Annotated in this window: 11 protein-coding genes; 9 read left to right on the top strand and 2 right to left on the bottom strand. The window is 67.4% G+C overall.

What is annotated here, in order from left to right:
- Positions 1–33: 33 nt before the first annotated feature.
- A complete protein-coding gene (locus J7I89_RS02875) occupies positions 34–2,010 on the bottom strand; it encodes an amino acid transporter (RefSeq protein ID WP_214967117.1) in 1,977 nt (658 codons plus the stop codon).
- A gap of 188 nt (positions 2,011–2,198) precedes the next feature.
- On the opposite strand from J7I89_RS02875, the gene J7I89_RS02870 reads away from it, so the two are divergent.
- The 4 genes from J7I89_RS02870 to J7I89_RS02855 all read left to right on the top strand — a co-directional run bounded on the left by J7I89_RS02870 (position 2,199) and on the right by J7I89_RS02855 (position 6,238).
- Positions 2,199–4,214 (top strand): DUF4118 domain-containing protein, encoded by a 2,016-nt coding sequence (locus tag J7I89_RS02870; RefSeq protein WP_214967116.1) that lies wholly within the window; start codon positions 2,199–2,201, stop codon positions 4,212–4,214.
- Complete coding sequence (locus J7I89_RS02865) at positions 4,211–4,885, top strand: response regulator (protein WP_214967114.1); 675 nt, start codon at positions 4,211–4,213, stop codon at positions 4,883–4,885. Before J7I89_RS02870 ends, J7I89_RS02865 begins: the two co-directional genes overlap by 4 nt.
- A 137-nt stretch (positions 4,886–5,022) precedes the next feature.
- A complete protein-coding gene (locus J7I89_RS02860) occupies positions 5,023–5,460 on the top strand; it encodes a VOC family protein (protein ID WP_214967112.1) in 438 nt (145 codons plus the stop codon).
- A gap of 106 nt (positions 5,461–5,566) precedes the next feature.
- Positions 5,567–6,238, top strand: coding sequence for a hypothetical protein (locus J7I89_RS02855; RefSeq protein ID WP_214967110.1), 672 nt, complete (start codon positions 5,567–5,569; stop codon positions 6,236–6,238).
- A 33-nt stretch (positions 6,239–6,271) separates the two neighbouring features.
- Here J7I89_RS02855 and J7I89_RS02850 read toward each other — a convergent pair whose 3' ends face one another.
- Positions 6,272–8,668: a phosphoketolase gene (locus J7I89_RS02850; protein WP_214967108.1), complete on the bottom strand. Its 2,397-nt coding sequence runs from the start codon at positions 8,666–8,668 to the stop codon at positions 6,272–6,274.
- Positions 8,669–8,905: 237 nt separating this feature from the next.
- Between J7I89_RS02850 and J7I89_RS02845 the strand changes: the two genes are divergently transcribed.
- The 5 genes from J7I89_RS02845 to J7I89_RS02825 all read left to right on the top strand — a co-directional run bounded on the left by J7I89_RS02845 (position 8,906) and on the right by J7I89_RS02825 (position 12,741).
- Positions 8,906–9,775: a universal stress protein gene (locus J7I89_RS02845; protein ID WP_214967107.1), complete on the top strand. Its 870-nt coding sequence runs from the start codon at positions 8,906–8,908 to the stop codon at positions 9,773–9,775.
- Between the two features lie 179 nt (positions 9,776–9,954).
- Positions 9,955–10,461, top strand: a complete 507-nt coding sequence (locus tag J7I89_RS02840) for an HAD domain-containing protein (protein ID WP_214967105.1) — start codon at positions 9,955–9,957, stop codon at positions 10,459–10,461.
- A 209-nt stretch (positions 10,462–10,670) separates the two neighbouring features.
- Entirely contained in the window at positions 10,671–11,906 is a 1,236-nt protein-coding gene (locus J7I89_RS02835) for an inorganic phosphate transporter (protein ID WP_214967103.1), read from the top strand.
- Positions 11,903–12,124 (top strand): hypothetical protein, encoded by a 222-nt coding sequence (locus J7I89_RS02830; RefSeq protein WP_214967101.1) that lies wholly within the window; start codon positions 11,903–11,905, stop codon positions 12,122–12,124. The genes J7I89_RS02835 and J7I89_RS02830 overlap by 4 nt, the downstream gene beginning before the upstream one ends.
- Before the next feature lie 65 nt (positions 12,125–12,189).
- Complete coding sequence (locus J7I89_RS02825; protein ID WP_214967100.1) at positions 12,190–12,741, top strand: dihydrofolate reductase family protein; 552 nt, start codon at positions 12,190–12,192, stop codon at positions 12,739–12,741.
- Positions 12,742–12,759: the final 18 nt, after the last annotated feature.

The following is a 12,759-nucleotide window of genomic DNA, read 5'->3' as shown; positions in this document are numbered from 1 at the left end:
CTAGAGCCTACGGCCCGGCGGAGGTTGCCGCACTCACCCCACGTGCACCCAGGGGCGCTTCGCGACGTCCGGCTCGGCCTCGCGCAGCACCTCGCGCGTGACCGGCGCAATCTCGCCTTCGCCCAGGAACAGGAACCGCAGCAGGTTCATCACGGGATTTCCCTCCGTCCAGCGGAAGTAGATGTGCGGCATCAGCCCGGTGACGTCCCGGATGTGAAGGAGCACCGAGGCGATGGTGTTCGGCACGACCGGCCCGTGGACTTCCAGCACGCGGTAGCCGTGCCGGACCACTCCGCGCACCTGCAGGTCGGTCTCGAAGTCCGAGGAATCATCCACAACCACTTCCAGGAACAGCGCCTCATAGTCGACGGGCAGGTGGCTGACCTCTATCGCAGACGTCAGTTTCTGCCGGTACGCGTCGGCGGTCAGCCTCCGGGGCTCGTGGGCGATGATGCCGATGGGGCCGTTCTCGTCTGCCGCCACGAATTCGAGGGCGGCCCTGTCCAGACGGACATGGGTGGCGTGGAGCTCGAAGGACCGCCCGATCCTGGACAGCAGCGAGATGACAATGATGCCCATGATGAAGAACCCGGCGATCCGGATCCCTTCGGGCCGCTCCACAATGTTCACGACGGTGGTGTAGATGAACACGACGGCGATCAGGCCGAACCCGAACGTCCGTTTCCGCTGCTGACGGCGGCGGGCCGAGAGCGCCACGGCAACGGCCGCGGAGGTCATCAGCACCAGGACGCCGGTGGCGTACGCGCCGCCCTGGGCATCGACGTCGGCCTCAAAGAGGATGGTGACCAGGAAGGCGATCACGGCGAACACCAGCACCAGCGGCCGGACGGCCTTGGCCCATTCCGGTGCCATCCCGTAGCGGGGGAGGTACTTCGGGACGAGGTTGAGCAGGCCGGCCATCGCCGATGCCCCGGCGAACCAGAGGATCGCAATGGTGCTGACGTCGTACACAGTTCCGAATCCTGCCCCGAGGTACTCGTGGGCCAGAAAGGCCAGGGCGCGGCCGTTGGCCTGCCCGCCGGGCTCGAATTCGTGGCCGGGAATGAGGATCACGGTGACGAAGCTGCTGGCGATCAGGAAGGCGCTCATGATCAGCGCCGCCGTGGTCAGCATGCGGCGCGTTCCCTGGATGCGGCCCGCAGGGTTCTCCCGGGTGTCGCTCACGTGGCCGCGGATCTGCGGCATGACCGCTACCCCCGTTTCAAAGCCGGACAGACCGAGCGCCAGCTTGGGGAACACCAGCAGGGCGATGCCCACTGCAAGGACCAGATTCCCGTGGGAGGTGGCCAGGGCCTGCCACCAGTCGCCGACGGCGGCAGGATGCGTCAGGGTTTCGACGGCGGACCTTGCCACCACGATGACGTTCAGGCCCAGGTAGACGGCTACGAGCACGACGGCGATGCCGATCGCTTCCTTGAACCCCCGGAGGAACACCGCGGCGAGCAGGGCCAGCAGGACGAGCGTCACCAGGACTTCCTGGCCCTGCAGCCAATCGGGGGAATACGGGTTCTGGACCAGGTGCGCTGTTGCATCCGCGGCGGACAGGGTCATCGTGATCATGAAGTCCGTCGCCGCGAAGCCAAGCAGCACCAGGACGAAGAGTTTGCCGCCCCACCGCGGCAGCAGCCGCTCGAGCATGGCGATGGATCCCTCGCCGTGGGAGCTCTCGCCGGCAACCCGGCGGTACACGGGCAATGCTCCGCACAGCGTGATGGCCACCAGTACAAGGGTGGCGAGCGGAGAAATGACCCCGGCCGCGAGCGCAGCAATGGCGGGCTGATAACCGAGCGTGGAAAAGTAATCCACCCCGGTCAGGCACATGACCTGCCACCACGGGTGCCTGCGCTCGTGGGCCGCCGCCAGTCCGCCGGGCCCCTGGTGTGATCCCTTGCTGTCCTGCAGGCCCAGGAGCAGCCAGCTTTTGAGCCGTTCCTGCCGGTTGGGCCGGAGCGCCGAGGGGTCCGCGGGCGGACGGGTCATGGTTGTCATATGGCCTTTCAGCACGCAGCACGGCGCCGCGGGCACAGCCGAACCTAGCACCGGACCTTCGGGGCTCAGCCGCTTTGCGCCGCATCTTGACGGATCCTTAACGCCGGTGTGAGGCACCCCATAGCGTCCGCCTCCAATCGGCTGGACCACAGGGGCAAACGAACACGCACTGGTGAAAGAATGGCGTCATGGCACGGGAACGGATTGTCATTGGCTTGGCCGGTGGCGGCGAGGGGGAGATCCTGATCCGCCGTGCGGCCAGGATCCTTGGCGCCTCCGGAGACGGGGAGCTGATCGCGGTGCACATCCGTTCCTCCGTCGGCGTCTCCGGCGAATCGCCCCAGGCCCTCGAAGCCCAGCGCCGTCTCATTGTGGAGCTGGGCGGCAGCTACCATACCGTCGCGGCGCCGGATCCGGCCCGCGCACTCCTCGATTTTGCCGCGAACGTCGGCGCCACCCGGATCGTCATCGGCCAGTCCCGCAGCAGGCGGATCGCCGCGCTCGCGTCCGGCGGCGGCGCGGAGTCCCGGATTGTCCGGGGATCCGGCGACATCGATGTGCAGGTGGTGCCCCATCCCCAGGCCGGCCGCGGCACAGGCAGAACAAGGCAACGCGATCTCGGCCGGGTCCGCGTGGGCGTCGGGTTCGCCCTCGCGGCCGCGGTTCCCGTCCTCATGCAGCTGCTGCTGGCTTCCTTCGATCACAGCGTGGCCACCGCCGTCCTGCTCCAGCTTGCCGGCGCCGTGGCCATCGCCCTGGTCGGCGGGCTGTGGCCGGCTGTCGCCGGCGCGCTCTGGAGCAGCCTGCTCGTCAATTACTTCTCGACGCCGCCCCTGGGCGACCTCGCCATCCACGACCCCCAGGACCTGCTCTCCCTGGGCGTGTTCGTCGGAGTGTCCGTGGCAGTCGCCGGCGTCGTGGACCGGTCCGCCCGCCGCTCCAAGGAGGCCGCCCGCGCCCGGGCCGAAGCCGCAACGCTGGGCGACCTCACCCGCGGGGCGACCCGTTCGGAGGACACCGTGGCCAGCCTGCTGGAGCAGGCACTGGACGTCTTCGGGGCGCGCGCCGCGGCGGTTTTCACCGGAGCGGGCGGGTTTGCCGCCGCAGCCGGGCCAGGTGCCGGCGGCCGCCTTGCCGACAGCCACCGCGGGAATCCGGGCGACGGCGAGGCCCACGAGATTAGGTTGCTTGCGAGCGCCGGGGAACTGACAGAACGGGAGCGCGAAGGCCGGGAATTCGCCGGCCACACGGTGGAACCGATCGACGGCGCCACCTGGCTGGTGCTCTGCGGCCGCACGGTGCCGGCCGCGGAAAGCAGGCTGCTGGGTGCCTTCGCGGTGCACGTGATGGCCCAACTGGAGCGCCAGCAGCTGGCCGCCAGCCGGCTGGAGGTACTGCGGCTTGCCGAAGGGAACACGATGCGCACAGCCATTCTGCGGGCGGTGTCCCATGACCTGCGTACGCCGTTGGCGGGAATCAAGCTGGCCGTGGGTGGTCTCCTGCAGACGGCAGTCACGTACACGCCCGGCGAACAACAGGAGCTGCTGGAAACCATCGATGAATGCACCGACAGACTCGACATGCTCGTAGGGAACCTCCTGGACATGTCGCGGATTACCGCCGATTCAGTCCGGCCGCTGCTCAGGCCGGTCCGGTGGTTTGAGGTGGTTCCTCCGGCCCTGCGCGGCCTGCCCTCCGGAGCCGTCCAGGTGGACCTGCCGCCCAACATGCCCGCCGTGGACGCCGACCCGGGCCTGCTGGAACGTGTTATCGCCAACATCGTTGAAAATGCCGTCAAATACGCGCCGGGGTCCGACATCAATGTCGCGGGGGCCGCCGGAGGCCTCAGCACGGCCACCCTGGACGGTCATCCCGCCGGCGAGCTGAGGATCATTGACCACGGAGGCGGCGTGCCGGCCAGCAACGTCGTGGCGATGTTCCGGCCGTTCCAGCGCCTCGACGATATTCCGCAGACCACCGGCGTGGGCCTCGGCCTGGCGGTTGCCAAGGGATTCGTCGCCGCGATGGGCGGGAGCCTGACGGCGCAGGAGACTCCCGGTGGCGGCCTTACCATGGTCATCCGGCTGCCGCTGTCGACCGGCATCTCCGCCGGCCCGGACTCTGCCGGCTCCGCTTCATCGGATTTCCCCGCTGCTGCGACGCCCGGCGGCGCCGCGGATCATCCTGCGCAGGCCGCCCCGTGACCGGCATTCTCGTGGTGGACGATGATCCCCACCTGCTGAAGGCCCTGCGGATCACCCTGCAGGCCCACGGGTACAGTGTGGACACCGCTCCGGATGGCCGTTCGGCGTTGCTGGCGGCCGCCCGTAACCCGCCCGGCCTGGTGGTCCTGGATCTGGGACTGCCGGACATGGACGGCGCAGCCGTGCTCACGGAACTCCGCCGCTGGAGCAGTGCGCCCGTGCTGGTGCTCTCGGCCCGGCACGGGTCAGCCGACAAGGTCGACGCCCTGGATGCCGGGGCGGATGACTACATCACCAAGCCGTTCGGCCTGGAGGAACTCCTGGCCCGGCTCCGTGCGCTCCTGCGGCGTGCTCCGGATGCCGAGGAAGTACCCACGGTCACCACGGCCGAGTTCACCGTGGACCTCGGCCAGCGCGTGGTTACCCGGAACGGGGAGTCCGTGAGGCTGACCCCCACGGAATGGAGCATCCTGGAACTCCTGGTCCGCAACCCCGGAAAGCTCATCACGCAGCAGCAGATCCTGTCGAGCGTCTGGGGGCCCGCCTACGCGAAGGAAGCCAACTACCTGCGGGTCTACATCGCGCAGCTCCGCCGCAAACTTGAAGCGGACACAGGCAATCCCCGGCACCTGCTGACGGAGGCTGGCATCGGCTACCGTTTCCAGCCCTGACCCTGCCGGGCAACCGGTGCGAACCCCTATGAAGACGAGCCGGTTTGGGGCAACATGTGTAGTGTTTCTGTGCCGCCGCGCTGGTTCATTCCCGCCAGTTCGGCCGCACTAATTCAGCCACGTAAGGAGAACCGACCGTGTCCACTCTGCTTAATCCGTACCTCGGCTTCCGGGACAACGCCCGCGAGGCGTTGAACTTCTACCAGTCCGTTTTCGGCGGCCAGCTGAATCTCAGCACGTTTGGTGACTTTCATGCCAGCGAGGACCCCGCCGAGGCTGACAAGATCATGCACGGCATGCTGACCGCGGATAAGGGCTTCGTCCTCATGGGCTCGGATACGCCCAATTCCATGGACTACACACCCGGAAACACCATTTCCGTGTCGCTCAGTGGTGAGGACGAGGCAGAGTTGCGCGGCTACTACGACAAGCTGTCCGGCGACGGCGGCACGGTCACCGTCCCGATGGAAAAGGCGCCGTGGGGCGACATCTTCGGCATGTGCACCGACAAATTCGGCGTTCCGTGGCTGGTCAACGTCAACGCCCAGGGTGGACAAGAAGCACCGGCTTCCTAGCGATGAAATAGACGGCCCGGGCACGGACACCGTGCCCGGGCCGTCGCCGCCTTGGCATGGTCGCCGCGCCCTTGAGGTGCGTGCACGGCGGTGCGACTATGGACGGGTGCAGCCCATTCTCGACTTCGTAGGCCACTTCTGGTGGCTCATTTTCCCGCTGAGCGGAATTGTTGGCGGCTGGAGCAAGGCGTGGTCGAACGCCAGCGAACGGCGGCACCAGCGCAGGGTAGAGCTTTACCGGCTCCGGAACCAGGCGCTCTCTGTCGAGCAGGCGGGCGAAGCCGAGGTTGCGGCACTGCTGGCAGCCCACGATGACGTGAACCGGCGCTGGCTGGACTACGAGCTCGACGTGGGCAAGCTCATCGACTTTCCGGTCATGACGGATGTCCGGGAGCCCCTCACGGTGGCGTTTCTGCGCGCCAAGCGTGAAGCTGACGGGCTGCGGCCGGCAGGTCCCGCCGGCATGGGCAGCAGGACGCGCCTCGACGAATACCGGGCCGGCGTGCGCAATTTCGAGGTCGCCTTCGACGTCGCCGAGCGGGAAGCCCGGCGCATCCGGGACAGCAACTTCTCGGCTGACGAACGCCAGAAGCTGGCAACGGCGCGGAAGCTGCTGCGGATCGCCGAAGATGAGGCAGCCACCCCCGCCGAACGGCAGACAGCCTACAAACGCGCCCGGCACGAGCTCGAGGGCCTGATAGTCCTGCCCGAAGCGACGCGGGCCGCGCTCGAGGAGAAGGTGGCCCGGATGCTGGGGGCAGGTCCGGGGGCGATGTGAATCGCGGCAGTCCCCGCAGTGACCCCCGCCAGCCTAGCCCGGGGGAGTCCAGACCCACTCACGGATCTCGGGAAGGTCCTCGAAGTGCTCGCGGATGTATTCGGCGTGGGCGTCCAGCTGACGGTTGCAATGGTCCGCGAGCGCTTCCGCGCCGGGAAGTTGCCGCGGCATCCGCCGGAGCGCCTCCAATGCCAGGTGGTAGCGGCTCATGCGGTTGAGCACCACCATGTCGAACGGCGTGGTGGTGGTTCCCTGCTGGCTGTACCCGCGGACGTGGAACCGCTCCGGGTTCGGTCGGCCGTGCAGCAGCTGGTGGAACGAGCGGGCGTAGCCGTGCCACGCCACAACCACATCGCAGCTGTCCGTGAACAGCGACCTGAACGTCCCGTCGTCGAGACCGTGCGGGTGCGTGTCCCTGGGCGGAAGGACCATGGCGTCCATGACGTTGACCACGCGCACCCGGGCGTCGGGGACGTGGCGCTGCAGGAGCCACGCGGCCGCCAGCGACTCTTCGGTGGGGATGTCCCCGGCACAGGCCAGCACGACATCCGGGTCGGCGGTGCCGTCCGAGTCCTCATTCCCGGCCCAGGCCCAGCGGGATGCCCCTGCTTCGGCATGGTCACGCGCTTCCTCGAGGGTGAGGTACTGGGGATGGGGCTGCTTGTCCACCACCACGAGGTTGACGTAGTCCGTGCTGTGCAGGGCATGCTCCGCCGCCACCAGCAGTGTGTTGGTATCCGGCGGAAGGTAGATCCTGGTCACTTCACCCGAGAGGGAAAGCACGGTGTCGATCAGTCCCGGGCCCTGATGGCTGAACCCGTTGTGGTCATTTCGCCAGCACGTCGACGTCAGCAGGATGTTCAGGCTCGGAACGGGGGAGCGCCATTCGAGCTCGCGGGCGTGCTGCAGCCACTTGGCGTGCTGGACGGTCATGGACGCACTGACCATCGCGAACGCCTCGTAGCTGGCGAAGAAGCCGTGCCTTCCGGTCAGCAGGTAGCCCTCCAGCCACCCCTGGCACAGATGCTCGGAGAGCACCTCCATGACCCTGCCGCCTGCCGAGACATGATCATCCGCCGCGTCACCGGCGCGCGGCGGGAGGAGGAGGCACCGGTCGGTGGACTCGAACACGGCGCCCAGCCGGTTGCTGTTGGTCTCGTCCGGGCAGAAAAGCCGGAACCTGGGGTTGTCCGCCGTGTTGCCGTACAGGTCCCGGAACAGTTCACCCAGCGGTTTGGTGGTCTCGCTGCTGGTGGAGCCGCGCTCGCCGGGGTGGGCGGCATACTTGCCGAGGTCAGGGATGACCAGCGGGACGGACGGACGGCCGTTGGCCGGGGGCGCCGCCCCCATCCGCAGCCGGCCCTCCGGCGCGAGGGCCGCCAGTTCGGGCACGAGCCGGCCGCCGTCGTCGAAAAGGGTTTCTGGCTTATAGGACCGCATCCACTGTTCAAGCAGCGCCAGGTGCTCCGGATTGTCCTTGACGCCGGAGAGCGGCACCTGGTGGGAGCGGAAGGTTCCCTCGACCGGGCTGCCGTCCACGTATTCCGGACCGGTCCACCCCTTGGGTGTCCGCAGGATGATGGCGGGCCAGCGGGCAGCCTCCGCGACGCCGCCGCTGCGGGCCTGCTCCTGGATTCGCCGGATGGCAGCATACGCGCCGTCCAGGGCCGAAGCCATCGCCCGGTGGACGGGACCTGGCTGGTCTCCGGAAACCGTTACCGGGTCCCAGCCGTGCGCTCGCAGCAGGGCTTCCACGTCCTCGTCGGAGCGGCGGCCGAGCACCGTGGGCCCTGAAATCTTGTGTCCGTTGAGGTGCAGAATCGGCAGGACGGCGCCGTCCCGCGCCGGGTTGAGGAAGAACGGCGCCGCCCAGGATGCTGCCAGCGGCCCGGTTTCCGCCTCGCCGTCGCCAACCACGCAGGCTGCTATCAGGCCGGGGTTGTCCATGACTGCCCCCGTGGCGTGCATGAGCGAATAACCCAGTTCGCCGCCTTCATGGATGGATCCCGGAGTGGCAGGGCCAACATGGCTGCCCACGCCGCCGGGCGTCGAGAATTGCCGTGCCAGCCGCCTCAGCCCGGCAACGTCCTGCCCGACTTCCGGGTATATCTCGGAGTAGGTGCCCTCGAGGTAGACGTTCGCGACCACGGACGGGCCGCCGTGTCCCGGGCCGGCGACGAACAGGACCTCCGCGGACGTCCTCCTGATCAGCCTGTTGAGGTGCACGTACACCAGGGACAGCCCCGGCCCCGTTCCCCAGTGCCCCAGCAGCCTCGGCTTGATGTGCTCCGGCTCCAGCGGCTCCCGGAGCAGCGGGTTCTCCTGGAGGTAGATCTGGGCCACGGTCGGGTAGTTCGCCGCATCCCAGTACCGGCTCAGCAGCTCAAGATCTTCGGCGGAGATTGCCTGGCCTTCCTCGGTGGTGCCCATGCATGTGCCTCTCGTCGGTACTGCCACAGCGCTGACGGGCACAGTCTACTCGGGAGGAATCGGGCCGCTCCCCGCGTCCGTATCCTGCCTGAAAGGCGGCGGAGGGAGGGCCATAAGACCCTTACGCCCGCGGTGGGATGCGGAGGAGAATGAAGGTATCAGCGGTCTTTCGGCATGCTGATCACGGAGCTGTGCGATGAAGCAAAGCAGTGCGATGAAGCAGAGCAGGTTTCCGAAATGAACAAACCAATCGTCGTCGGCATCAACGGGTCCGCCGGCAGTGAGGCCGCAATGGCGTGGTCCCTCCATCGTGCAGCCCGGCTCAAGCTTCCCGTGATCGCCATGCATGCCGTGGATGACCGGTGGATAGCGCAGGAATTCCAGTACCACGAGCTGATCAAGGAATCGGCCCTGCAGCTGCTGCGGCAGGTGCAGCAGGACGCCGCCAAGCAGGAACCGGGCGTCGACGTCGAAATCCAGCTGCGGCACGGCGGCACCGGGCTGGCGCTCAAGGAGATGTCCAAGGAAGCCTCCATGCTGGTCATCGGTTCACACGACAGGTACTGGGCCGACGGCGGGCCCATGACCGACCGTGCGCTGCAGATTGTCACCGCCTCGGACAGCCCAGTGGCGGTCATTCCGCACGTCCCGGGGCCGGAACGGCGGGGAGTCGTTGTGGGCGTGGACGGCTCTGAGGAGTCGAGCCAGGCCGTCGCGCTCGCGGCCGCCGAAGCAGACCGCGAAGGGGACGAACTGACAGCGGTCCTGGCCTTCCGGCATCCCGCCAGGTGGATCCAGCGGGGATTGCCCGCCAGCAGGGTGGCCGAGGTCATGGAAGAGGAAGAGAAGGTTGTTCTGGCCGAAAGCGTCGCCGGGCTGGGGGACAAGTACCCGGACCTTGTGGTGCATCAGCGGCTCGAAAGCGACACCGACCCGGCCAAGGCCCTCGTTGAGATCGCCGCGGATGCCCGGATGTTGGTGATCGGCAGCCGGGGACGGGGCGGCTTCAGCAGGCTCCTGCTCGGTTCGACGGCCCACGCGGTCCTGACGCGCGTGCCTTGCCCAACGGTCGTCACCAGAGTGCGTACGGTTCACCACGAGGAGTAGCGGACTGCCGTACGGCAGCAGTGCGACATCGCCGCAACGGAGAGGCGGCTCGCATTGCTGCCTGCCGGGTGAACCTGCCGCATAAGTAAAAGGCTGGGCCCCCGGGGCCTTGCCGGTCCGGACACCCGTTCCGTAGCGTGGGCCGCAGAATCTTAGTGTGGGCTTCCGGAGGGAACGCCGTGGGAAATGTCTCATTGTACCTGGACGTGGACGGCGTGGTGTGTCCGTTCGGCGCGACCGGCGGCACGCCGTGGGGCACCGCCTGGCGGTACGCGTACGCCGGAATGCTCGAGGTGGCGTACGCGGGGGAGCTGGTGGAGGACCTGAACCGGCTGGCGCCGGTGCCGGGTCTGAGATGCGTGTGGCTGACCAGCTGGGAGGAGCTGGCCCCGGCGGTCCTGTGCCCGGCCACGGGGCTCAACGGCAGCCGGTGGCCCGTTCTCACCGCAGACGGCGCGGGAAGCGGCGCGGAGTGGTGGAAGCTGGAGGCGATCCAGGCCGACGTGAGCATATCCGCCCCTGAGCGGATCATCTGGGTGGACGACCAGCTCGCCTATGAGGGCCGCGCCCAGGCCTGGGCGCGGATCCTGGGAGCGCGGGCCCTGCTGGTGTCACCGGACCCGCGGACCGGCCTGTCGCCGGAGGAGCTGGACGCCATCCGGATCTTCGCCCAGGGTCCGCAATGACAGCTCCCTGTCCGAATCCCGCCCGGTGGCCCCGCAACCATGCTGTGTGCAGGTTTGACCTCATGGCCAAGACGCGTACGATCTATAGGGTTTCAAGCCCGTTCCGCAGCTTTGCAACTCCCACTGCATGAACTTCGGTGAACTATGCTGTGCAAGGCAGGCAGGGGAAGTGGAACTGCTGAACGTCGACTCTGCAGATTGGGCAACAGGTGGATATCACCTTCATGGTGGCGCTGGTCATCGCGCTGGCATTATTTTTCGACTTCACGAACGGTTTTCATGACACCGCGAACGCGATGGCCACGCCCATCGCCACGGGTGCCATCACGCCGAAGACTGCAGTTGCTTTGGCGGCGACCCTGAACCTCGTCGGTGCGTTCCTGTCCACGGAAGTGGCCAAGACGGTTTCCGGCGGCATCATCCGCGAAGGCTCCGACGGCGTCCAGATAACACCGGACATCATCTTCGCCGGCCTCATGGGCGCCATTCTCTGGAACATGGTCACTTGGCTCAAGGGGCTGCCCTCAAGTTCGTCGCACGCACTCTTCGGCGGACTCATCGGCGCCGCGATCGCGGGCATCGGGTTCAACTCCGTGAATCTGGAGACCCTCCTTCAGAAAGTCATTCTTCCGGCAGTCTTCGCCCCCCTCATCGCCGGGATCGTTGCCTACGTCTGCACGCGCCTGGCCTACGCCCTGACCTCCCGGCATGATCCGGATACCGGCAGCAAGCTCACCCAGAAGCGCGGGGGCTTCCGCACCGGCCAGATCTTCACTTCCAGCCTCGTGGCCCTCGCTCACGGAACCAATGACGCCCAGAAGACCATGGGCATCATCACGCTGGTCCTCATTGCGTCCGGCACCCAGACCCCCGGTTCGGGTCCGCAGTTGTGGGTCATCGCCGCCTGTGCGTTCGCCATTGCCATCGGCACGTACGCCGGCGGCTGGCGCATCATCCGCACGATGGGGGCGGGGCTGACCGAGGTGAAGCCCGCGCAGGGCTTCGCGGCGGAGAGCAGCACGGCGTCCGCCATCCTGGCTTCCTCACACCTTGGCTTCGCACTGTCCACCACGCAAGTGGCCTCTGGGTCCGTCATCGGGTCGGGGATGGGCCGGAGGGGAACCTCCGTCCGCTGGGGCATGGTCGGGAAGATCGCGCTCGGCTGGCTCTTCACCCTGCCCGCCGCCGGCATCGTGGGCGCCCTGACTGCGCTGCTCGTCAAGACCGGTGTTGTGGGCGTGGTCATCGCCGCCGTTGCAGGCACGGGCGCCGTGCTCTACATGTTCCTGGTGTCCCGCCGGTCCCAGGTGGGCCACCACAACGCCGTGGAAGTCGAGGAAGCCGGACAGGCCGTCCGTTTCGCGAAGAAGAAGGCCCTCGCCAAGGCACGCGCCAAGGCAAACGAGTCAGCCAGGGCAAACGAGTCAAAGGATACACAGCGATGAAGTGGTTGGAACTCCTCACCGTAGGCGGCGCCACGCTGGTGTCCGCAGTGACGGTAGTGGTCCTCTATTCACTCGGCGTCCGCCTCACCGCCATTGCCGGCGACCAGCGGGCCGCCGCGCCCGCGTGGCTCCGCTCGCTGGCCTACACGTGCTTCGCCCTGTGCGGCCTTGCAGTGCTGTTCGGGCTCTACCTGATCATCCCGTACTTCAGCGGCTGACCCGCCCCGGGCAGGACCGTCCGCGAACCCTGTGAACGCGGAACCGGAATCGCTAGGCTTGGGCCATGTCCAGTGTCCAGTATTACGTTGCATCGTCCCTCGACGGGTTCATCGCCACCGCGGATGACGATCTTGCGTGGCTGCTGCAGTTCGACGGCTTCGAAGGCGGCAAGGAAAGCTACGACACCTTCATGTCCGGCATCGGCTGCATAGCCATGGGCGGGACCACTTATCAGTGGCTCATGGACCACGAACCCGGTAACTGGCCGTACCCGGACACGCCCTGCTGGATCTTCACGCACCATGAGTTCGCTGCTCCGTCCGGCGCCGACATCGCGTTCGTGCGCGGTGACGTCACCGAATTCATCGACGACCTCAGGCGCGACGCCGCCGGCAAGAACATCTGGGTTGTGGGCGGCGGCGACCTTGCCGCCCAGTTCGCCGACGCCGGGCTCCTGGATGAGCTGATCGTCTCGGTCATCCCGGTGGTGCTCGGTGACGGCAAGCGGCTGCTTCCCCTGAAAGGCCCGACGCCGCCGCTTGAGTTGGTGGAATCGCGCACCCAGGGGCGGGGGATCGTGGAGCTCCGGTACCGTTTCGGCGCCATCTCAGGATAAGCGCCGTCTCAGAAGACG

This window comes from Arthrobacter sp. ISL-5 (assembly GCF_018613835.1).
In the GTDB taxonomy this organism is placed as follows: Bacteria; Actinomycetota; Actinomycetes; order Actinomycetales; family Micrococcaceae; genus Arthrobacter.
This window is presented reverse-complemented; position numbering and strand designations above follow the sequence as displayed.